25 protein-coding genes and 3 tRNA genes are annotated in these 20971 nt (G+C 63.3%); 19 read left to right on the top strand and 9 right to left on the bottom strand.

The window, feature by feature from the left end:
- Positions 1 to 63: 63 nt before the first annotated feature.
- The 5 genes from FEZ63_RS14600 to FEZ63_RS14580 all read left to right on the top strand — a co-directional run bounded on the left by FEZ63_RS14600 (position 64) and on the right by FEZ63_RS14580 (position 4692).
- Positions 64 to 459: a hypothetical protein gene (locus tag FEZ63_RS14600; RefSeq protein ID WP_150945695.1), complete on the top strand. Its 396-nt coding sequence runs from the start codon at positions 64 to 66 to the stop codon at positions 457 to 459.
- A 36-nt stretch (positions 460 to 495) separates the two neighbouring features.
- On the top strand, positions 496 to 1716 hold the full coding sequence (locus FEZ63_RS14595; RefSeq protein ID WP_150945693.1) for an LL-diaminopimelate aminotransferase: 1221 nt from the start codon (positions 496 to 498) through the stop codon (positions 1714 to 1716).
- A 72-nt stretch (positions 1717 to 1788) separates the two neighbouring features.
- A complete protein-coding gene (locus FEZ63_RS14590) occupies positions 1789 to 3111 on the top strand; it encodes a homoserine dehydrogenase (protein ID WP_150945691.1) in 1323 nt (440 codons plus the stop codon).
- A gap of 80 nt (positions 3112 to 3191) precedes the next feature.
- A complete protein-coding gene (gene glpX, locus FEZ63_RS14585; protein WP_150945689.1) occupies positions 3192 to 4190 on the top strand; it encodes a class II fructose-bisphosphatase in 999 nt (332 codons plus the stop codon).
- A gap of 49 nt (positions 4191 to 4239) precedes the next feature.
- The gene (locus FEZ63_RS14580; protein WP_150945687.1) at positions 4240 to 4692 is read left to right on the top strand and encodes a GNAT family N-acetyltransferase; all 453 of its coding nucleotides are present in this window, start codon (positions 4240 to 4242) and stop codon (positions 4690 to 4692) included.
- A gap of 184 nt (positions 4693 to 4876) precedes the next feature.
- On the opposite strand, the gene FEZ63_RS14575 is transcribed toward FEZ63_RS14580, so the two are convergent.
- Positions 4877 to 5221: a GIY-YIG nuclease family protein gene (locus tag FEZ63_RS14575; RefSeq protein WP_150945685.1), complete on the bottom strand. Its 345-nt coding sequence runs from the start codon at positions 5219 to 5221 to the stop codon at positions 4877 to 4879.
- Between the two features lie 125 nt (positions 5222 to 5346).
- On the opposite strand from FEZ63_RS14575, the gene recJ reads away from it, so the two are divergent.
- The 3 genes from recJ to FEZ63_RS14560 all read left to right on the top strand — a co-directional run bounded on the left by recJ (position 5347) and on the right by FEZ63_RS14560 (position 7630).
- On the top strand, positions 5347 to 7161 hold the full coding sequence (recJ, locus tag FEZ63_RS14570; protein WP_150945683.1) for a single-stranded-DNA-specific exonuclease RecJ: 1815 nt from the start codon (positions 5347 to 5349) through the stop codon (positions 7159 to 7161).
- Between the two features lie 73 nt (positions 7162 to 7234).
- A tRNA-Glu gene (locus tag FEZ63_RS14565) sits at positions 7235 to 7309 on the top strand.
- Between the two features lie 87 nt (positions 7310 to 7396).
- A complete protein-coding gene (locus FEZ63_RS14560) occupies positions 7397 to 7630 on the top strand; it encodes a DUF6894 family protein (RefSeq protein WP_150945680.1) in 234 nt (77 codons plus the stop codon).
- Here FEZ63_RS14560 and FEZ63_RS14555 read toward each other — a convergent pair.
- Positions 7616 to 8245, bottom strand: a complete 630-nt coding sequence (locus FEZ63_RS14555; RefSeq protein ID WP_150945678.1) for a 2-dehydro-3-deoxy-6-phosphogalactonate aldolase — start codon at positions 8243 to 8245, stop codon at positions 7616 to 7618. The two genes, FEZ63_RS14560 and FEZ63_RS14555, sit on opposite strands and share 15 nt — an antisense overlap.
- A 199-nt stretch (positions 8246 to 8444) precedes the next feature.
- On the opposite strand from FEZ63_RS14555, the gene FEZ63_RS14550 reads away from it, so the two are divergent.
- The 3 genes from FEZ63_RS14550 to speB all read left to right on the top strand — a co-directional run bounded on the left by FEZ63_RS14550 (position 8445) and on the right by speB (position 11309).
- Positions 8445 to 8948, top strand: a complete 504-nt coding sequence (locus FEZ63_RS14550) for an Lrp/AsnC family transcriptional regulator (RefSeq protein WP_150945676.1) — start codon at positions 8445 to 8447, stop codon at positions 8946 to 8948.
- A 98-nt stretch (positions 8949 to 9046) separates the two neighbouring features.
- The gene (rocD, locus tag FEZ63_RS14545; protein WP_150945674.1) at positions 9047 to 10246 is read left to right on the top strand and encodes an ornithine--oxo-acid transaminase; all 1200 of its coding nucleotides are present in this window, start codon (positions 9047 to 9049) and stop codon (positions 10244 to 10246) included.
- 16 nt (positions 10247 to 10262) lie between these two features.
- On the top strand, positions 10263 to 11309 hold the full coding sequence (gene speB / locus FEZ63_RS14540; protein ID WP_150945672.1) for an agmatinase: 1047 nt from the start codon (positions 10263 to 10265) through the stop codon (positions 11307 to 11309).
- Here the strand turns inward: speB and FEZ63_RS14535 are convergent.
- Positions 11306 to 12289, bottom strand: coding sequence for a heparan-alpha-glucosaminide N-acetyltransferase (locus FEZ63_RS14535; RefSeq protein ID WP_150945670.1), 984 nt, complete (start codon positions 12287 to 12289; stop codon positions 11306 to 11308). The genes speB and FEZ63_RS14535 overlap by 4 nt on opposite strands.
- Before the next feature lie 60 nt (positions 12290 to 12349).
- On the opposite strand from FEZ63_RS14535, the gene FEZ63_RS14530 reads away from it, so the two are divergent.
- From FEZ63_RS14530 to FEZ63_RS14520, 3 genes are all read left to right on the top strand, one after another.
- Positions 12350 to 13111 (top strand): SIR2 family NAD-dependent protein deacylase, encoded by a 762-nt coding sequence (locus FEZ63_RS14530; RefSeq protein ID WP_244622808.1) that lies wholly within the window; start codon positions 12350 to 12352, stop codon positions 13109 to 13111.
- Positions 13112 to 13233: 122 nt separating this feature from the next.
- Entirely contained in the window at positions 13234 to 13851 is a 618-nt protein-coding gene (locus FEZ63_RS14525) for a cold-shock protein (RefSeq protein WP_150945668.1), read from the top strand.
- 13 nt (positions 13852 to 13864) lie between these two features.
- Positions 13865 to 14335 (top strand): DUF192 domain-containing protein, encoded by a 471-nt coding sequence (locus FEZ63_RS14520; protein ID WP_150945666.1) that lies wholly within the window; start codon positions 13865 to 13867, stop codon positions 14333 to 14335.
- A 26-nt stretch (positions 14336 to 14361) separates the two neighbouring features.
- Here FEZ63_RS14520 and FEZ63_RS14515 read toward each other — a convergent pair whose 3' ends face one another.
- Genes FEZ63_RS14515 through FEZ63_RS14495 form a run of 5 tightly spaced genes read right to left on the bottom strand, consistent with a single transcriptional unit; the run spans position 14362 to position 15549 of the window.
- Positions 14362 to 14580 (bottom strand): hypothetical protein, encoded by a 219-nt coding sequence (locus tag FEZ63_RS14515; protein WP_150945664.1) that lies wholly within the window; start codon positions 14578 to 14580, stop codon positions 14362 to 14364.
- A 46-nt stretch (positions 14581 to 14626) separates the two neighbouring features.
- Complete coding sequence (locus tag FEZ63_RS14510) at positions 14627 to 14875, bottom strand: hypothetical protein (protein ID WP_150945661.1); 249 nt, start codon at positions 14873 to 14875, stop codon at positions 14627 to 14629.
- A gap of 32 nt (positions 14876 to 14907) precedes the next feature.
- A complete protein-coding gene (locus FEZ63_RS14505) occupies positions 14908 to 15129 on the bottom strand; it encodes a hypothetical protein (protein ID WP_150945659.1) in 222 nt (73 codons plus the stop codon).
- Positions 15130 to 15131: 2 nt separating this feature from the next.
- Positions 15132 to 15350 (bottom strand): hypothetical protein, encoded by a 219-nt coding sequence (locus tag FEZ63_RS14500; RefSeq protein ID WP_150945658.1) that lies wholly within the window; start codon positions 15348 to 15350, stop codon positions 15132 to 15134.
- 13 nt (positions 15351 to 15363) lie between these two features.
- Positions 15364 to 15549, bottom strand: coding sequence for a hypothetical protein (locus FEZ63_RS14495; protein WP_150945657.1), 186 nt, complete (start codon positions 15547 to 15549; stop codon positions 15364 to 15366).
- Positions 15550 to 15740: 191 nt separating this feature from the next.
- Between FEZ63_RS14495 and FEZ63_RS14490 the strand changes: the two genes are divergently transcribed.
- From FEZ63_RS14490 to FEZ63_RS14470, 5 genes are all read left to right on the top strand, one after another.
- Positions 15741 to 15817: transfer RNA gene (locus FEZ63_RS14490), tRNA-Pro, on the top strand.
- A 35-nt stretch (positions 15818 to 15852) separates the two neighbouring features.
- Positions 15853 to 16158, top strand: a complete 306-nt coding sequence (locus FEZ63_RS14485; protein WP_150945655.1) for an ETC complex I subunit — start codon at positions 15853 to 15855, stop codon at positions 16156 to 16158.
- Between the two features lie 19 nt (positions 16159 to 16177).
- Positions 16178 to 16254 (top strand) — tRNA-Arg (locus FEZ63_RS14480).
- A 407-nt stretch (positions 16255 to 16661) separates the two neighbouring features.
- A complete protein-coding gene (locus FEZ63_RS14475; protein WP_150945653.1) occupies positions 16662 to 17417 on the top strand; it encodes a hypothetical protein in 756 nt (251 codons plus the stop codon).
- 109 nt (positions 17418 to 17526) lie between these two features.
- Positions 17527 to 19119: a P-loop NTPase family protein gene (locus tag FEZ63_RS14470; protein WP_150945651.1), complete on the top strand. Its 1593-nt coding sequence runs from the start codon at positions 17527 to 17529 to the stop codon at positions 19117 to 19119.
- A 671-nt stretch (positions 19120 to 19790) separates the two neighbouring features.
- Here the strand turns inward: FEZ63_RS14470 and FEZ63_RS14465 are convergent.
- Positions 19791 to 20957, bottom strand: coding sequence for an alpha-hydroxy acid oxidase (locus tag FEZ63_RS14465; RefSeq protein ID WP_150945649.1), 1167 nt, complete (start codon positions 20955 to 20957; stop codon positions 19791 to 19793).
- Positions 20958 to 20971 lie beyond the last annotated feature (14 nt).

Below are 20971 nucleotides of genomic sequence, written 5' to 3'. Positions count from 1 at the left end.
CGACATTTTAGCGATTGAGGCATCATACATGCCAGCGCAATGTCATTAGTTCTTGGGATCAAAATGAATTTTTCAACGGCAGCGAGCCGCCGAGCCGCCTTCCTGGGCGTGGTCTTCCTGGCCGCCGGTCTGTCCGCATGCTCCAGCGCCAACCCGACAGGGGAATTTCTGGCCTCCAGCGGCCTCGGACCCACCGTCGCGCCCAGGCCCGATTTCGTGGCGCAGTCGCGCCCCCAATCGCTGGACTATATGACGATCGGCACCTCCGATCCTGGACGGGCCACCAGCGCCCGGACAGCGGCCGAAGTGAAGGCGGCCGAGGCCGAACTCGATGCCGCGCGGGCGCGCAGTCTTGCTGCGGGAACCGCTGCCGCAACCCTTGGCGGCACCCCGCCACCGCCGCCCGTCGCGAGCCCGGCTGCCGCCCCAAAGCCTGCGGGCAAATCCAAAACGCCCTGACGACCGCTTCGCCTCATCAGACTGCAAGGACAGACCATGTCGGATTTCCACCGCATCAAGCGACTCCCGCCTTATGTTTTCGAGCAGCTCAATCGCATCAAGGCGGCGGCGCGGGCGGGTGGGGCCGACATCGTCGATCTCGGCATGGGCAATCCCGATCTCCCGGCTCCGAAGCACGTGATCGACAAGCTGGTGGAAACCGTCGGCAAACCGCGCACCGACCGCTATTCGGCATCAAAGGGCATCACCGGTCTGCGCCGGGCGCAGGCCGGATATTACGAGCGCCGCTTCGGGGTGAAGCTCAATCCCGACACCCAGGTGGTGGCGACTTTGGGCTCGAAGGAAGGCTTTGCCAACATGGCGCAGGCCATCACCGCGCCCGGCGATGTGGTGCTGGTCCCGAACCCGAGCTACCCGATCCACGCCTTCGGGTTCCTGATGGCGGGGGGCGTCATCCGCTCGGTTCCCGCCGAGCCGACGCCGGCCTTCTTCCCGGCCGCCGAGCGGGCGGTCGCCCATTCGATCCCGAAACCCGTCGCGCTCGTGGTCTGTTATCCGTCGAACCCGACCGCCTATGTGGCTTCGCTCGATTTCTACCGCGATCTCGTCGCCTTCGCGAAGAAGCACGAGTTGATCCTGTTGTCCGATCTCGCCTATTCGGAAGTCTATTTCGACGACGCCAACCCCCCGCCATCGATCCTGCAGGTGCCGGGCGCGATCGACGTGGCGGTGGAATTCACCTCGATGTCGAAGACCTTTTCCATGGCCGGTTGGCGGATCGGCTTTGCGGTCGGCAACGAGCGGCTGCTCGCGGCCCTCGCGCGGGTGAAATCCTATCTCGATTACGGCGCTTTCACGCCCGTCCAGGTCGCCGCGACCGCGGCCCTGAACGGCCCGGATGATTGCATCCGCGAGATGCGCGCCACCTACAAGCGCCGCCGGGACGTGCTCATCGATTCGTTCGGAAAAGCCGGCTGGGCAATCCCCGCGCCGACCGCATCGATGTTCGCCTGGGTGCCGATCCCGGAAAAATTCCGCCCCCTCGGCAGCCTCGAATTTTCCAAGCTTCTGGTCGAGAAGGCCGATGTGGCGGTCGCACCAGGGATCGGCTTTGGCGAATTCGGCGACGATTACGTGCGCATCGCCATGGTCGAAAACGAACAACGGATCCGGCAGGCGGCCCGGAACATCCGCAAGTTCTTCGACGGCGCCGACGCGACCTTGCACAACGTGGTGCCGCTGACCCGGGCCGGGTAGACGGGCTCCGCATGGACAGCCGCGCCTCGTTCTCGTAAAGAGCAACGCCATTTTGCAAAGGAGCTCTCCTCCGTGACACGTCCTTTACGGGTCGGCATTGCCGGCCTCGGCACGGTTGGCGCATCGGTCATCCAGATCCTGGCTCGCCGCAACGAGATCTTGACGCAGCGCCATGGACGCTCGGTGCAGGTCACGGCGATTTCCGCGCGCGACCGGACGAAGGATCGCGGTTTCGACCTTTCGACCTACCGCTGGTTCGACGATCCGCTGGCGCTTGCCACCTCGGACGAGGTCGATTGCGTCGTCGAGTTGGTGGGAGGGTCGGAAGGCACCGCCCGCGAGATCGTCGAGACGGCGCTCACGGCCGGAAAGCACGTCGTCACGGCGAACAAGGCCCTGCTCGCCAAGCACGGTCTGGCGCTGGCCCGGTTGGCGGAACAGAAGGGCGTCGCGCTTGCATTCGAGGCTTCGGTGGCGGGCGGCATCCCCGTCATCAAGACCCTGCGCGAGGCCTTGCCGGGCAATGCGATCTCGCGGCTTTACGGAATTCTCAACGGCACCTGCAACTACATCCTGTCCCGAATGGAGATGGAGGGCCTGACCTTTCAGGAATGCCTCAAGGATGCGCAGCGCCTGGGCTACGCGGAGGCCGATCCGACCTTCGACGTGGAGGGTTTCGATACCGCCCACAAGCTCGCCATCCTGACGAGCATCGCTTTCGAGACCGAGATCGACGCCGAGGCAATCTATGTGGAGGGCATCTCCTCGATCACGCCGCTCGATCTGACTATGGCGTCCGAACTCGGGTTCCGCATCAAGCTTCTGGGCGTGGCCGAGCGCAACGCCATGGGCATCGAGCAGCGCGTCCATCCGACGATGGTGCCGAAATCCTCGGCCATCGCCCAGGTGATGGGTGTTACCAACGCGGTCACCATTGACGCCGATGCCGTGAAGGAACTCACGCTCATCGGTCCGGGCGCCGGCGGCGATCCGACCGCCTCGGCGGTGGTGGCCGATATTGCCGATGTGGTCCTCGGCAAGGCGCACCACCCCTTCGGCTGCTCCGTCGACCGCCTGGAGCGCGCGAGCCGCGCCCCGATGCAGCGGCATGAGGGCGGCTATTACATCCGCCTGACGGTCCATGACCGGCCCGGCGTCGCCGCGGGCGTGGCGATGCGGATGGCCGAGGCGGAAATCTCGCTCGAAAGCATTCTGCAGAAGCGATCCGAGAAAGCGGCCAGTCAGGACAAGCATGGCCGGTCGGGCGCCCCGGTGCCGCTGGTGCTGATCACCTACGCTGCCACCGAATCGGCTATCCGATCGGCGGTCGAACGGATCTCCGGGGATGGCCTTATCGCCGAGCCGCCCCAGGTTATCCGGATCGAACGCGAGTAATTCGAAACGAGCCGAAAGCTCGCCATACAGAGCGTGGAAAGCTGATAAGCTCGCACACGCACAAGGGAGACGACACGTCCATGTCGCTAGGCATTACCGTCCAACCGGGCCAACTCATCGAACGCATCCTCACGCTCGAACTCGTGCGCGTCACCGAGCGCGCCGCAGTCGCATCCGCCCGGCTTCGCGGGCGCGGCAATGAGAAGGCCGCCGACCAAGCCGCCGTGGACGCCATGCGCCGCGAACTCAACAAGCTTCCCATCGACGGCACGGTCGTGATCGGTGAGGGCGAGCGCGACGAGGCTCCGATGCTCTTCATCGGCGAAAAGGTCGGCAACAAGAACGGCCCCAAGGTCGACATCGCGGTCGACCCGCTGGAAGGCACGACCCTCTGCGCCAAGGATATGCCGGGCTCCATCGCGGTGATGGCCATGGCGGAATCCGGCACGCTCCTGGCCGCTCCCGACGTCTACATGCACAAGATCGCCATTGGTCCCGGCTATCCGCAGGGCACCATCGATCTCGATGCCTCGCCGGAGGAGAACCTCAACAATCTTGCCAAGGCCAAGGGCGTCAAGGTCAACGAACTCACGGCCCTCGTGCTCGACCGCCCGCGCCACGTCGAGCTGATCGCGGCGATCCGCAAGCTCGGCGCGGGCGTGCGCCTCATCTCGGATGGGGACGTGGCCGGCATCATCTTCACGACGCAGCCGCAGGAAACCGGCATCGACATCTATCTCGGCATCGGCGCTGCGCCCGAAGGCGTGCTGGCGGCAGGCGCCCTGCGCTGCATCGGCGGCCAGATGCAGGCCCGCCTGATCCTCGACACCGAGGAAACCCGCGCCCGGGCCCTGCAGATGGGCGTGACCGATCCGAACCGGAAATACGACATGACCGATCTCGCCCGCGGCGACGTGATCGTGGCGGCGACCGGCGTCACCGATGGCGGTCTCCTCAAGGGCGTCAAGTTCGGCGGTCCGATCATCACCACCGAGACGATCGTCTACCGTTCAGCCACCGGAACGGTCCGCCGCATCTACGGCGAACACCGGGAATTGTCGAAGTTCCACCTCGATTAGGTCGGGGCCTTCTTCAATCGCGTGAAAATGGGTGGCGTCGGGGGCGGGCATGGCTGAAAACGAAATCGTCATCAGGGCTCTCGAGCCTTCGGATCGTCACGCCTGGAGCCCTCTGTGGCAGGGCTATCTGGCTTTCTACAAGTCGGCCCTTCCGGATGAGATCACCGACAAAACCTGGGCGCGCCTTCTCGACCCCACCGAACCAGTTCACGGGCTGGTGGCGGTTCTCGACGGCGAGATCGTCGGCATCGTCCATTACCTCTTCCATCGCTCGACCTGGGCGATGGAGAGCTATTGCTACCTTGAGGATCTGTTCGCCTCCGCGAGCGCCCGCAACCGCGGGGTCGGCCGCGCCCTGATCGCGGCCGTTGCCGAACAGGCCAAGGCCACAGGCGCCACCCGCGTCTATTGGCATACCCACGAAACCAACACGACCGCGCAGGCGCTCTACGACAAGGTCGCGGCGCAGAGCGGATTCGTGCAATACCGCCAGACTGTTTGAGCCTTGGGGCTGGGGCCCGTGCTCCAGCTCCCGGAGCCTCATGCTGAGGAAGGCCGAAGGCCTGTCTCGAAGCACGAGGCGTTTCAGTGGTCTCTGGAGGATCCTTCGAGACGCAGCCTTTGGCTGCTCCTCAGGATGAGGTGGAGACGGACACGCTTATGCCGCAGGCAATTTCCGGCCAGGGTCAGGACGACGGGATCGGATCGCGCTTCGAACCACGTTTCGACAATCCCGGAAGAGCGTCGAAATCTCGTCTAATCAAGGCTTCCTTCTTGGCCCGTGACCAGCCTTTGACCTGTCGCTCGCAAGCGATCGCATCGGTGATTTTGTCGAAATAACAGGAATAGACGAGAGCCACGGGACGGCGTTTGAAGGTATAGTCGGGCGTTGTGCCTTGGTTGTGCTGGCTGACTCGCGTTTCAAGATCGTCCCGGCGGCTCGTGCCGACGTAATAGCTGCCATCGGAGCATTCCAGGATGTAGAGCCAGCAACCGTTCACGACACCGCGCCTCCATTCCCGGAGCCTCATGCTGAGTTTCCAGGGAGCACTGGAGTATCTTTCGAGACGGCCACCTTGTGACCTCCTCAAGATGCGGGGGAAACGGCGTCTGCTGTGGGTTTCTGTTCGTCGGCAAATCGCTCTAGACTCGCGTCGTGAACGAATCAGCTTTCCCCCTCGCGCTTTCCCGCCCGTTCCTCGGCGTCGCCCATTCGGCCCTCGGTCGCACCTGGGTCGAGCGTTGCGATGCCGCTCAGGGCACCATCGCGCTTGCCATTGCGCAGACGCACGGGCTGCCTGACGTTCTCTCGCGCGTGCTCGCCGGGCGCGGCGTGGGCGTGGCCGAGGTCGATGGCTTCCTGAACCCGCGCCTGCGCGACCTGATGCCGGATCCGCATGTCCTGACCGACATGGAGGTCGCGGCGAACCGGTTGGCTGATGCTGTCTTCGCGCAACAGAAAGTCGCAATTTTCGGGGATTACGATGTGGACGGCGCGTGCAGCGCGTCGTTGCTCGCAGAATACCTGCGTGCTTGCGGGATCGACTACGTCATTCACATTCCCGACCGGATCACCGAAGGTTACGGCCCCAATGTCGAGGCGATCCGGTCACTGAAGGAGCAGGGCGCCGGCCTGCTGGTGACGGTGGATTGCGGGACGGCCAGCATCGTTCCTCTGGCGGAAGCAAAGCGCCTCGATCTCGACGCTGTGGTGCTCGATCACCACCAGGCACCGGAGCAGCTTCCGGCGGCCGTTGCCATCGTCAATCCGAACCGGCTCGACGATCTCTCGGGGCTCGGCCATCTCTGTGCCGCAGGGGTCGTCTTCCTGACGCTGGTGGCGCTCAACCGGATTCTTCGGACGCGCGGCTTTTTTCAGGCGCGGCCCGAGCCCGACCTCCTCGGGAGCGTTGATCTGGTGGCGCTCGCGACAGTGGCCGATGTGGTGCCGCTGATCGGCCTGAATCGCGCGTTCGTGCGGCAGGGGCTTGCTATCATGCGCAATCGCCGCCGCCCCGGACTTTCGGCCCTGCTGGATGTCGCCGGGCTGTCGGGCGCGCCTGAATGCTGGCACCTCGGATTTCTCGTCGGACCGAGAATCAACGCGGGCGGACGGATCGGCGATGCGGCTCTCGGGTCGCGGCTCCTTCTGACCGAGGATCCGCTGCTGGCCGCCAAGCTCGCGGGCGAACTCGATGGGCTCAATCGCGACCGGCAGGCGATCGAGGTCGAGGCGGTGGCCGAGGCTGAGGCACAGGCGCTTTTCGCAATCGAGGCCGCGCCCGATCTTCCCATCCTCATGACGTCCTCTGCCGGTTGGCATCCAGGGGTTGTCGGCCTCATCGCCGCACGGACCAAGGAGCGTTTCCGCCGGCCGGCTTTCGCCTTCACGCTCAATCCTGACGGGACGGCTACTGGCTCCGGCCGCTCGGTCATGGGAGTGGATCTCGGGAGTGCGGTCAGGGCCGCGGTCGAATCGGGCGTGGCAATCAAGGGCGGGGGCCACACGATGGCGGCGGGCGTGACGATTGCGGCAGCCGATCTGCCGGTATTCCACGAATTCATTTCAGCCAGGCTCGCCGAGCGCGTAGGCCAAGCGCTGCTCGACGACCATTTCCTGGTCGATGCGGCTTTGACGGCGGGCGGTGCCCAGACGAGCGTGGTGCAGGCACTCGAGCGGGCAGGGCCGTTCGGCTCGGCGCAACCGGAGCCCGTCTTCGTTTTCGCCAATCATCGCGTCGTCGAGGCGCGGGAGGTTGGCAGCGGCGGCCATGTGCGGGTGAAATTGCGTGGTGGCGATGGGTCCTTCATCGGAGGAATCGCCTTCCGCGCAGCCGGTCAGCCCCTAGGCGAAACGCTCGCCGCGGCGATTGGCGGCAACCTGCACGTGGCAGGAACCTTGTCCATCGACCGGTGGGGCGGCGGTGGAAAAGTGGCCTTGCGAATTATGGATGCGGCGAAGCCAGAATAGGTCATTCTTAAGCTTGCCCCCTCGCGCGAACCCATCTATATGTCCGCGCAATTCGGCGGCTCTGCCCCGATCCGCGGCCTTCGTCTATCGGTTAGGACACCAGCCTTTCACGCTGGGGAGAGGGGTTCGACTCCCCTAGGCCGCGCCACTTTTCCCCCTTTACCAAAACCAAAGTCCCCCGCACGCTTCCGGTCGGTCGCGAGACCGATCTCACCTTGCGAAATCGAGTGCCGCCATGCCCCGCTTTTTCTTCAACATCCGCGATGGCTACGACCTTGACGAGGACGATGAGGGAATCGAGCTTCCTGATCTCGATGCGGCCCGTGCCGAGGCACTCGCGACCGTCGAGGAGTTGCGCGACCAACTCGGCGATGCCGGCAATATCGAGTTGGAAATCGCCGACGAAACCGGACGGCGACTGCTCACCGTGCCGTTTTTTCGCGGGCAACGCAGTTCACGCGGGCGCTGAAAGCGCTTTCCACGCCTCGGCGAAAGCGCGCGCGTTGCGGCTGATATCGGCCGTCGACATGACTGGCGTGAACAGGGCCGAGCCGAGCCCGAACCCGTTCGCACCCGCGTCGAGATAGGGCTTCATCGTCTCCGGTTTGATTCCGCCCACCGGCAGCACGATGGTGTCCGGCGGCAGCACCGCGCGCCAGGCTTTGACGATCTGCGGCGGGATGGCTTCGGCGGGGAAAATCTTGATCGCATCCGCGCCCGCCTTGAGGGCTGCGAAAGCCTCCGTCGGCGTCGCGACGCCGGGCGTGCAGACCATGCGGAGTTCCTTCGCTCGCCGGATCACCGCCACATCCGCATGCGGCATGACGATCAGCTTGCCGCCCACATCGAGGACCCCGTTCACGTCCTCCGGATCGATGACCGTGCCGGCCCCGACCAGAACGCTCTCCGGCAAGCTTCGCGCGAGGGTCTGGATACTCTTGAACGGTTCGGGCGAATTGAGGGGCACCTCGATGATGCGAAAGCCCGCCTCCACGAGCACTTGGCCTACGCCCTCCGCATTTTCAGGGCGCAGCCCGCGCAAAATCGCCACAAGCGGCAGATCGATCAGGTAATCGCGCAGCAATGGTCAAATCCTTCTGGGCCGGACATTGCATGTTGTTGTGTCCGCCGCCTCATAGTTGGCCGTCGCGGGGCCGGTTTCAACCGCGTCGTCGGCCTTGATGCCGCGTCTTCGCCTTTGATTGATTGCGACCGGTGAGCTAGAGACCCTCAACGACCTCGGCGCGTCTTCAAAGATCGACGAGCCCCACGCGAGAAGAGCCATGAAGCCCCCCGCACGACCCGGAAGAGCCGTTCTCGATCGAATCGATCTCTCGATCCTGGAAGCCCTGACCGCGTCCGGACGGATGACCTATCAGGCCCTGTCCGAGCGCGTGGGCCTTTCGCCGCGGCCCTGCCTGGAACGGGTCAAGCGCCTGGAACAGAAAGGCGTCATCCGTGGCTATGCGGCGCTGATCGATCCCACCTCCGTCGGCCACGACATCATCGCACTCGCCGGCATCACCATGCGCGACCCATCGGCGGCGGCGCGTCAGCGATTGGAGCGTGCGCTCTGCGCCCATCCTTCCATCGTCGAGCTGCAGGTGGTCAACGGCGAGAACGATTACGTGGCGCGCATCGTCGCCCCGACCCTTGCATCCTACGAGGCTCTGACCGAGGCGTTTCTGGCCGATCCCGGTTTCGGTATCGGGCGAATTCACACGACCTTTGTTCTGAAGACCCTGAAGAGCTTCGACGGCTATCCGGTCGGGGACAGCCGAGAGTGACGGCGCCGCTGGACCCCACAGCCGAATTGGCTGGGGCCGGGTAGGATTTCAGCCTCATCGGGACCGCCGGACCGCTAGGCTTCTCCCCGGAGGCCATCATGGACAGCATTGCTCTCGAAAAAATTGTCACCGCGGCGAATTACGACCCGCTCCCGGTCGTCCTGCGCGAGGCGAAGGGCGTGTGGGTCACGGATGTGCATGGCAAGCGCTACCTCGACATGATGAGCGCCTATTCGGCTGTCAGTCTCGGTCACGCGCATCCTCGCATTCTGAAAGCGATGATGGAGCAGGCGAGCAAACTCGCCGTGACGAGCCGCGCCTATCACACCGAGCTTCTCGGCCCATTTCTCAAGCGGCTGGTGGAGATCACCGGCCTAGATATGGCGCTGCCGATGAATACCGGCGCGGAGGCGGTGGAAACCGCCATCAAGGCGGCGCGGCGCTGGGGCTATCGGTTCAAGGACATTCCTCAAGACCGCGCCGAAATCATTGTGGCCGCAAACAATTTTCACGGTCGCACGACCACCATCGTCGGCTTCTCGTCGGATGAATCCTATCGCGAGGATTTCGGCCCCTTCGACGGCGGCTTCCGGGCTGTGCCGTTCGGCGACGCGCAAGCCGTCGCTGATGCCATCACGCCGCATACCTGCGCCATCCTCATCGAGCCGATCCAGGGCGAGGCCGGAATCGTGGTTCCCCCGGAGGGATATCTGCGCGAGCTTCGCGCGCTGTGCGACCGGCAAAACGTGTTGCTTATCCTCGACGAGGTTCAGTCCGGCCTTGGCCGCACCGGGCGCTGGTTCGCGCACGAACACGAGGGTATTCGTCCCGACGGATTGATCCTCGGCAAAGCCCTCGGCGGCGGCGTCTACCCGGTCTCGGCCTTCGTTTCGACCCGCGAGGTCATGAGCGTTTTCAATCCCGGCTCGCACGGCTCGACCTTCGGCGGCAACCCGCTGGCGGCGCGGATCGGCTCCGAGGCGCTGGCGATCATCCAGGACGAGGGCCTCGTGGAGCGCAGCGCCGAAATGGGCCGCTACATGAAGGACCGCCTGCGCGCGATCCGCAGCAACATCGTCACCGATGTGCGCGGCAAGGGGCTCTGGGTCGGGGTCGAGATCGATCCGACCGTGGCGTCTGCCCGCGTCATTTGCGACGCGTTGCTTGCAGAGGGCGTTCTGTCGAAAGACACGCACGGCACCGTGCTCCGCTTCGCCCCGCCGCTCACGATCACCCGCGACGAAATCGACTGGGGCATGGAGCGCGTCGAACGCGTCTTCTCCCGCGCCGTCCATTGACCGAAAGACCACACCGATGACCCAGAACGCCAAGACGAAACGCAATCTCACGCCCCGCCGGTCCGATCACCTGGAGGCTTATCAACCGCTCTCCGGCATGGTCGTGCCGCGCTTTGCCGGCATCTCGACCTTCATGCGGCTGCCCCATATCGAGCCCGAACAGGCGCTCGCCGAAATCGACATCGCGCTGCTCGGGATCCCGTTCGATGGGGCGACCACGAACCGGCCTGGCACGCGGCTCGGCCCGCGTCAGGTTCGCGAGGCGTCCTCGCTGATGCGGCTTGTCAATTACGGCACGCTCGTTGCGCCCTACGATCTCTGCGCGTGCGCGGATATCGGCGATATCCCGGTCAATCCGATCAATGTCGAGGACACCCTGGCGCGGATCGAAACCTTTATTCGCAATCTGCATCAGGCCGGAATCACGCCCCTGTCGATCGGCGGCGACCACATCATCTCGTATCCGATCCTGCGTGCGCTCGGCGCGAAGGCCCCGCTCGGTCTCATCCACGTGGATGCGCACAGCGATACTGGCGACACCTATTTCGGCGGCCAGAAACTCACGCATGGCACGCCGTTCCGTCGCGCCATCGAGGACGGGGTTCTCGATCCGAAACGCATGGTGCAGATCGGCATTCGCGGCACGATGTATTCGGCCGACGAGCGCCGATGGGCGCTCGACCAAGGCATCCGCATCATCGACATGGAAGAAGTCGGCGAGAAGGGCGTCGCCTTCGCCGTCTCTGAAGCGCGGAAAGTCGTCGGCTCCGCGCCGACCTATTTCACCTTCGACATCGATTCCATCGATCCGGCCTTCGCGCCCGGAACCGGCACGCCGGAAATCGGCGGCCTGACGAGCCGTGAAGCGTTGCAGCTCGTGCGCGGCTTCCGTCATCTCAATCTGGTTGGAGCCGACATGGTGGAGGTGTCGCCGCCGCTCGATCAGACCGGCAATACGGCGTTGGTCGGCGCCTCGATCGCTTTTGAGTTGCTGTGCCTTTTGGCTGAAACGCGCTCGGAACGGGGCGCGGGCGCAGGCGATAAGCGCCTGAATGTCGTCTAGGGCTGTGCCTGCGGTATTTGCCGCAGACATTGCTGCGTCATACGCGAAACCCGAAGGCGCTCGTCCTCGCCCACATCGTTGGCGAGGACCTTCGCCCACAGGCCTTCCTGGCGCAGGTTCTGCACCACGCAGGAGCAGATTGCCCGGCAGGTCGCGGCCTGCGCATTCTGGCGGCGGCATGTCGCTTCGCATTCGGCGATGAACGGCCGGGCTTCCGCGGCCGCGTTCGGCCCGGTGATCTGCAGCACGCCGTAGAGCAGGCCGAGCAGCACCAGCTGGTGCAGCAGGTAGATCGGCAGACTGTGCCGCCCCGCCCAGATGATCCCTGTCGCAAGCTTGCCCGAGGCCTGCCAGCCAGGGGTGCGCGGGCCAGCGCCCATCATCACCAGCCGGGCGAAGACGATGCCGAAAAGCACAAGCGCAAACCACGGGAAAATCGGCACGTAATCGTTGGTCACCGGCTCGAATGCGCCCAACCCGAGCCAGTCGAGCCATGGCGCATCGAGCGCGATGCTGGTGAACATCCACGGCCCCGCCAATACGACAGCCGCCACCGCCAGCGTGACCACCACCGGCGTCTTCAGGAAGGGCAGGGCGAGGATGCTCGACAGCGCGATGCAATGCAGGATGCCGAAGAAAATGAAGCTCTGGGGAAAGACGAAATAGGTCACGATCGTGACCAGCAGCGCCGCGCCGCCGACGATGGCCAGTCGCCGCAGATAGGGTCGCCACCGGACCCCGCGCCCATGGGCCAGCACCAGCCCGATTCCGGACAGGAACAGGAAGGAGCCGGCGATGACGCGCGCAAACCAGCGCCACGCCGGAAGCGCCAGAAGGTTGGTTTCGATCAGCTTCAGGAAGCTCAGGTCCCAGCCGAAATGATAGATGATCATCGCCACGATCGCGACGCCGCGCGCCACGTCGATCGCATCCCATCGGCTGCGCGCGCGGGCAGGGGCGTTTGCTGGGGCTATGTCCAAGTGAACGATCCGGTTGAGCGATGGGTGTGACCCGCCGAGCGGCGGCGTTATAGTAGCTTCATGCCCGATCCCCTCGCCACGTCAATCGCCGCGCTTCAGGAGATGATCCGGGAGGCAGGCACGATTGCGGGATTTACCGGCGCCGGTATTTCGACCGAAAGCGGCGTGCCCGATTTTCGGTCGGCCGACAGTCCGTGGATGCAGAACAAGCCCATCCCGTTCCAGCTGTTCCTGCGAAGCGCGGAGGCGCGTCGGGAAGCGTGGCGGCGGAAATTCACCATGGATGATCTTTACCGTCACGCTGCTCCGACGCGCGGGCATTTGGGCATTGCAGCCCTCGTCGCTGCGGGGAAAATGCCGGCGGTCATCACCCAGAATATCGACAACCTGCACCAGGCCTCCGGACTTTCGGACAAACAGGTAATCGAGCTTCACGGCAACGGCACCTATGCGACTTGCCTTGCCTGCGGGCGGCGCCATGAACTGGCCGAGATCAGGACCCGGTTCGAGGCGAGCGGCGAGCCGCCGACCTGCGAGGCGTGCGGGGGAATCGTCAAATCCGCCACCATCTCGTTCGGCCAGACGATGCCGGAGGGGAGATTGCGCGCGGCGCTTGAGCTTGCGCTGGCGAGCGACCTTTTCCTCGTCCTCGGATCCTCGCTCGTCGTGTATCCGGCCGCCACATTGCCGTCTCTAGCAAAGGAAAATGGCGCCCGGCTTGTGATCATCAATCGTGAACCGACCCCTCTGGATGAGCATGCCGACATTGTAATTGCTGGCGAAATTGGCCCGATCCTCTCCAGAATTGCCAATGATCTTTGAGGTGATTCGCGTATGCTGGAGAAAGTTCGGCCGCCAAAGCGCGTTTCAGGGCTTTCGCAGAAACAGGACAATGTTATCCTGCCCTCCAGAATCGGCGTTTTGTTTTGAGTTCGGGTTTGTGCATGGCTAGCGATTTTCGGTCTCGGTCATTCGATCTCCGCGAGGAAGGATCTCAGGATCACAACCGTCGCGAGGTCACGCAGGACACCACTGCGGACCCGTCCCTGGATCTCATCCAGGTCAGCGGGCGGATCAAGTGGTTCGATGTCGCCAAGGGCTTCGGCTTCATCCTCCCCGACAATGGCCTGCCGGACGTTCTGCTGCACGTGACCTGCCTCCGGCGCGACGGTTACCAGATCGCCAACGAGGGCGCCCGCATCGTGGTCGAAGCCGTGCAGCGACCGCGTGGCCTTCAAGCCTTCCGCGTGGTCTCGCTGGACGAATCGACCGCCTTGCACCCCTCCGAACTGCCGCTGCCGCGCACTCATGTGCAGGTGGTCGCGACCAGCGGGCTGGAGGCAGCGACGGTCAAATGGTTCAACCGCCTGCGAGGCTTCGGCTTCCTGACACAGGGCGAGGACAAGCCCGATATCTTCGTCCACATGGAAACCCTGCGGCGCTACGGCATCATGGAATTGAAGCCGGGCGATCAGGTCTTCGTGCGCTTCGGCGATGGCTCCAAAGGCCTCATGGCGGCGGAAGTCCGGCTCGCCGACACCGCTCTCCCGCATTCCCATTAGCGATCGCTTGTCGATGAGAACTGGTCTTTCCGGCCGCTTCGCGTCCGTCGCCGCGGCCGCCGGCTTGCTCATTCTGGCGCTTGGCGCGGCGGCCGGCGCTCAGTCTCTCGAGACGCTTTCCATCGTCACGCAAGGCGGCCAACGGCAGAGCTTCCGGGTCGAGGTGGCGCGCAACGATGCCGACCGGGCGCAAGGGCTGATGTTCCGGCGCGCGATGCCGGCGGATCACGGCATGCTGTTCGACTTTGAAAAGGTCGCGCCGGTCAACATGTGGATGCAGAACACCTACCTGTCGCTCGACATGCTGTTCGTCCGCGCGGACGGCACCATCGCGCGCATCGCGGCCAATACCGAACCGCTCTCAACCCGGACGATTCCCTCGGGCGAGCCGGTCCTGGCTGTGCTCGAACTGAATGCGGGGACCGCCGGCCGGCTCGCCATCAAGGCCGGCGATCGGATCGAGCATCCGCTCTTCAAGCGCTGAGATTCCTCAGTGCTGGACATCAAGCGCTAATCGTCAGTGAGACGGTTGCCGACATGGTCCTGAAACTGGTCGGTTTGAACCTGCTTGCTGTCCAATCCTCGCTCGGCCGTGTGCTGGGCCTTGTCGCGGTTAGAAAGCGTCATGTTCTCCTCGACCATGTCCTTCGGAATGTCCGTCGTGGCGCCTCTTCCCGAGCCCTTGCCCTGGGCGCCGGGTCCGATGTGTTTCTTGCTTGCATGAGCCATGAGTCAATTCCTCTGTCCCGGTGGGGCGAAGCGGCGATTTTGGCGTTCACGTCTTCTCTTCGGCCGGGCCGTGCTGCTGAGGCTTGTGTCCCGTCTGGCCGGGACGGTTGTGCTTGTTGTGGTCCCGGCTCTCCTGATGAAGGCCGCCGCGACTGACCGGGTATTCGCTGCGACGGGCCTCAGGCCTTGAGGGGGGCGTCACGCCGCCGACCGGCGGACGCGGTCCGGCTTCCGGCACATCGGTTTTGCGCTCCAGAATGCGGAGCTGCTGCTCATGCGTTTTGTTACCTTGCATGATCTTCCTCCGTTGGGACGAGGGGTCGCCGGTCACGAATGCTGCCGACGGCCGCTCCGGCTGGTCGCCTTATCGACGCCGCCCTGCGGGTTGGTGTCGTTCTCGAGGTCGCCCTCGACCGTATTGACGCCCTTCACGGCGTCGAGCTCGTCGGGCGACGCGGCCGCCATCGTGGTGCCTTTCGAGCCGCCGATCAGCGGATTGCTGCGAAGATCGGCATCGCTCGGCGTCCGGGTTTTGGCGTGTTTTGCCATCGTCAACTCCTATGGGCAGGTCGGGTGCCGCCGCCCTTCTTCTCGGAATCGTGGGTATGGTGGCTGTCCCGTTCGCCACCGCCTCCCGAGACCGTGCTGCGTTCGCGCTGGTCCGAGACCGGCGGCGGCTTTTTCACGTCGAGCGGCGCCTTGGCGTTCTCATGGGAAGCGCCCGGGCCGCCCTGACGAATGGTGTTGGGCGTCTTGGTCGATGTGGACATGGGAGCCTCGCGTTCAGCGATCCTGTTGATATCCCTGATGGGTCGTATTCTGTTTCGTGTTGGCCTGCTGGCCCTGCTTGTCGGGATTCAGGCCGCGCTTCGTGTCATGCGGCGTCTGATCGACAGGGGCGCCCTTGGGGTCGCCCGGGCCCTTGTGGCTCTGGTTCGCCGGGGGGACGGGTGGGGGTTTGCTGGTCATGGTTGAACTCCTCGATTGCTTCTGGACGAAACGGCAGCTGCCAGCTTCGGTTCCTGCGACATCCCGCCGGAAACCCCCACTCGCGACGCCGAGCCCCTCGCGTTTCGTGCCCGTTATGCCCATCTCATGCTTCCGAGGGGCTTGCGGCGGGGAGCAAAAAACACTAGGCAACGTCACGGCTTGAGAGACATCGGGGTGTAGCGCAGCCTGGTAGCGCATCTGGTTTGGGACCAGAGGGTCGCGGGTTCAAATCCTGCCGCCCCGACCATCTCCGCCGTTGGACAATGTGAGAAGGCCGAACCAATGGCAGCACGGATTTACAAGCCGGCCAAATCCGCAACACAGTCCGGCATGGCCCGCACCAAGCAATGGCTCCTGGCCTTCGATCTGGCCAAGCCGCGGGAAATCGAGCCGCTCATGGGCTGGACCAGTTCCGGCGACACCCGCCAGCAGCTCCGCCTCTGGTTCGACACCCGGGAAGAGGCCGAGGCCTATGCCAAGCGCGAAGGCATCGCCTATCGGGTCGAGGAACCGCAGGAAATCAAGCGGCGTCCCATGGCCTATTCGGACAATTTCAAATTCAACCGCGTCGGCCCCTGGACCCACTAGGTCCGCCCGCACCCTCAACGGCCCCGTAGCTCAGCTGGATAGAGCAACTGCCTTCTAAGCAGTAGGTCCCTGGTTCGAGCCCAGGCGGGGTCGCCAAATAATCCCGGGACATCAGTCGCTTACGCGGTCGATGATCCGGCGGCCCCGGTTCGTTAGGACTTCAAACCGGCCCTAAAGGGACTTCCGCGGACGATCGACGGCGAAGAGTATCCAGGTTTTGTCCAGGCCTGAATTCGGGCCCGAGTTTACGCTACCGGCGGGCCGTGCAAACACCGCCGTGAAGTTCGCCGCGCGCGGCGGCGAGACGGAGCACCCGGCGTCAGGTCCCTCCGACCTCCCGGCGGACAAGTGAGCCCCAGAGACGAATCCTTGCCCAGACGAAACGTCCCGGGGATATCCGCGAGATTTCGAGCTTCGCCTCCGGGCAACGGCAAGCGCCGCTGGTAGAACGTCCTCCAAGGATTCAAGCGATCAGTCGCTGGTAAATTCGAGGAGCACAAGGAATGACGAAATTTCTGCTGTCATCGTCAAAGGGAGGAGCAGGGCGGTCGGTGACGAGCCTCCTACTCACGTGGGGCTTGATGCTCGTCGGGCGTCGTGCCTTGCTGATTGAGGTCATGGGATCGGGCGGTCCGCCATTGTTCGGGAACTCTCCTCCCCGCGACATCAATCTGACCGTCATCAATTCGCATCGCGATCAGGAGGGTGCCGTCAAAGTGATGTGCGCCCTTGCATCTAACTGGGAGCAGTTCGGGCCGGTGGTCATCGATTTCCCCAACTGGGATCCGTGTGAACATGGATTATCCCCCCTCGAGTACGCATTCCTGATTCCGATTCGCGAGGGAAGGCTCAACCTCCAGGCTGCGGCGGAGACCTATCACGACTTGGTTGAGCGCTCTCTTGAGCTTTCGGCGGACGGTTGCAACGCCCGAAAGAACGCGGCCGCTTGGTTGGTGCCGGTCGGTAATTGGCGAAAGGATGCGGCGACAGATGGATTCGATCAACGGAACAGGAGCCACCGCGAAAAAATCTCGGTGCTACCCGAATGGATTCCGCACCTAGCTCCCAATGAACTGGAGCAGCTTCTGATTGGAAAACGGTTCAGTCCCTCGCCCAAGATCAAAAGAATCGCGATCTCGCTTGCTCAGGCCGCACTGAGAACTGCGCACACGCCACCGCCGCAGTTGCTGCAACTGCCAAGGTCCTCTCGGATGCGCCGGAGGGTCGGAAAGACAACCGTCAGAGACTCGCCTGCCTAGCTGCCGCCTAGTTGCTGCCCAGCTCAAGCTGAATTTCTCGTGACGACGATCCCTTTACGCGGCCCGCAGGAACCTGTCGGTCAAGCTTCGTGATGAGCAGAGCCCATCAATGACTTCGAACCACTCACTCGACAATTACGCCCGGCGCGCGGAACGAAACCGAAAGCACTTCGAGCGGCGAAAGAATGCCGCCCTTGCGGGCATCCATCTTCCCACCGAACACGAGTTGCTGATCGGAATGCCCTTTCTCGGGGGTGATATCCAGCACGATATCCGTACGTTCGCGGAGAGATTGATGCCTCGGCTGCGGCAGAAGGCTGACAACATTGCCGTCGCGGCCGTGGTCTACCGTCTCGAGCAACTGACCGTTGGCGCAGAACCGGATGAGATTCGGAACGTTGCGGATGCGCTTGCTGGCGCGTGGGAATCCCTGCCCGCCACGAAGCGATCGTGGCAGCAGCGCTGCCGTATTTACCTGGCATATCTCGGGGACCATGGGGCGGCCTTGGATCTTGCCCGCGATGCTGTGGTAATGGCAGCCTCGGTAGAAGGTGCTGATGACTCGACCGAACAGTCTGTGGAGATGCTGCGAGTGGCGCTAGGCTGGCTTTCGTTTGCAGCATGCGATGTTGCATTCCGCTATTTCGGCAAGCAGCGGAACCTTCACCCGCGCGGCGCGAGTCCGGCTTTCGCGAGACAGAGCGGAGCCAGCCTGGTTGCCTTGATTGAGCAGCAGGCGCGGACCGCAGCGTATCGCCACGGCGAAGTCGCAGAAGCAGCACCGAGACATCCGGCCTCCGACACGGAGGCATTCCCGTTGCCAAGTGATTTAGAGCAGGATGAGTGCACTCTTTCTGCCGTGGTGTTTAGGCAGGTGGGGAACGAGCATACCGGGGAAGGAAAGAAGCTCGCGAAGGAATTCAATGATCTTCTGGGAAAGCCACTGCCCCTCGTGGTGACGCCCGACCTGGCGGCCATTGGTGAAAAGCTCCGGTGGGAGTTTCCTCACGCACAAGACGTCATTGATCGTCTGCTTCAAAACCTCGCGCCGAGGAAATACGCCCAAGTCGAGCCTACCATTTTGGTTGGAGCTCAAGGCTGCGGAAAATCCCGTTTTGCTCGCCGCTTTCTGACGCTCCTCAACATGCCACACGACATCATCCCATGTGGCGGGGTTTCGGATGCGCGACTGGCGGGAACTTCGCGCGGATGGTCGTCGGGAGAGCCATCGCTGCCGCTAGCTCTTATTACGCGATACAAGCTCGCCAATCCGGGAGCGGTTCTGGACGAAGTCGAAAAAGTGGGAACATCCCATCAAAATGGCAATCTCCACGCCGCGCTTCTGGCGATGCTGGAGAGAGAGACGGCGTGTCAGTTCTTCGATCCCTACATTGAGGCCGCCTGCGACGTTTCTCACGTCACTTGGCTGATGACGGCCAACAGCTTGGTTGGACTTTCCGTGCCGTTCCGGGATCGTTGTCAAATTCTCCAGTTCCCCGACCCACGATCGGAAGACCTAGCGGTTCTCAGTCGTCAGATCATCGTCGATATCCTGGAGAAACAGGGATTCGATCACCGCTGGGCCACCCCTCTTGATGAGGCCGAGATGAACGCGATCGCGCAGGTTTGGCGCGGCGGATCACTGCGTCCGCTCAGACGGATGATTGAACGCGCATTGAATTGCCGGGATTTGCGGCATTGACGATAGGACCTGCATGGTATGCGGGAACAACTCCGCGCGAAAATCCGCTGATCGCGGTGGACCGCTCGTGACCAAATCCGAGGCCGACACCGAGGGGGCTACTGTTCAGAGGCGATGGTCGCAGGCCATCTCACCCATAGCGGGAAACGCTGGCTGTTCGATGGCGGTCTCTGGGTGCAATCGGATAAGCACTACGACTCGAATGGCCTCCTTCCGGATGTAAAACTGAATACACACCTTCACCTATTTGGTGCGGCTGATGCAGTCCGGCAGAAAACCATGCTGACGAATGCGATCCGAGCGCACCTGGCGGAGTTCGGCCAAGATCGGCCGCGAAGACGTCAACGAGCTGCTGCTGATGGTCGGCGACGGGGACGAGCGCATCCCGGAACTGGCCCGCGCGTGCGTCCTGGCTCGGGCCGAGCAACGGCTGCTGATTAAGCGTCAGATCTTGGAGATGGACCGGCGCATCACCGCCTGCCACCGCGCCGACGAGGTCAAGCTGCCGGCTGGCGGAGCAGAACATCCTGTACGCCCTCGAAGCCCACGGCGATACAGGATGAGTAAGCGACCGCGCCGGAATCGCTCTCGGTTCCCGCCGAACTGCCATTTTCGGTAAGTCCACTACCGGGCTTCCGTCGATCTACAAAGAAAGGGGCAGCCATGAGTACTCACCGATAGCGGAGGTTGTCGCGGGACAACTGATCCAGTCGGGTCACGCCCATGAGCTTCATGTCGCGCTCGACTTCGGCGCGCAGATTACCCAACGCCCTCTCCACACCACGCTGACCACCGGCGGCCAGAGCGTAGAGGTAGAGATGACCGCCAGAGCAGGCCGTCGCGCCCGCAGATATGGCTTTGAGGATATGCGTGCCGCGGCGGATTCCGCCGTCACAAATAATCTCGATCTGGCCGCCAACAGCGTCTGCGATCTCGGATATCTGGTCAAAGGGCGAGCGCGAGCCGTCGAGCTGACGGCCGGCATGGTTCGATATCATGATGGCGGTCGCGCCAATGTCGACGGCGCGCTTCGCATCGGCCACGCTCATGATGCCCTTGAGGCAGAAATGGCCGCCCCATCTCTTGCGCACCTCCTCGGCATCCTTCCAATTCATCGACGGGTCGAGCATCTTGGTGAAATACTCGCCGATCGAAATCGATATGTTGATGCCCTCGCTGACGTGTCCTTCGAGTTGCGGAAGGCGGAATTTTTCCCGGAAGAAATAATTGGAGGTCCAGGCCGGCCGCATCGCGAAGCTGATCAGGCTCCTCAGCGTCAGCTTGGGCGGCGAGGTGAAGCCGGTCCTGAGGTCGCGCTCGCGATTGCCGCCTGTGATCGAGTCCACCGTCAAAGCAATGGCATCGAACTTCGCCTCCTTGCAGCGTTCGACCATGCTCCATGTCAGCGCTCGGTCTTTGTGGAAATACAATTGGAACATCTTGGGCGTGCTGATCGTGCGCCCGATTTCCTCGATGCTGACAGTGCCGAGCGAAGAAATGGCGAAGAACGTCCCGAACTTCTCGGCGGCACGCGCTACCGCCCTTTCTCCATCATGGTGGAAGAGGCGTTGCAGCGCAGTCGGCGAACAGAACACCGGCAGCGCCAATTTCCTGCCCATGACGGTCACGGACGTGTCAATAATCTCGACGCCGGCCAGAACGTTCGGTACAAGATCACAGGTGGAAAATGCGTCGGTGTTGCGGCGGTAACTGATTTCGTCGTCGGCCGCGCCGTCAATGTAGTGGAAAATCGGATCGGGCAGGCGCCGTTTCGCCAGCGCCCGGAAATCATCGACATTGTTACAGCGATCGATTCCGGACGACAGGTTGAGATACATATTATTTCTGCGCC

Origin of the sequence: Microvirga brassicacearum, from assembly GCF_008757455.1 — a bacterium.
Taxonomy (GTDB): domain Bacteria; phylum Pseudomonadota; class Alphaproteobacteria; order Rhizobiales; family Beijerinckiaceae; genus Microvirga; species Microvirga brassicacearum.
The sequence above is the reverse complement of the archived record's forward strand: the minus strand, read 5'-3'. Positions and strand labels throughout refer to the sequence as shown.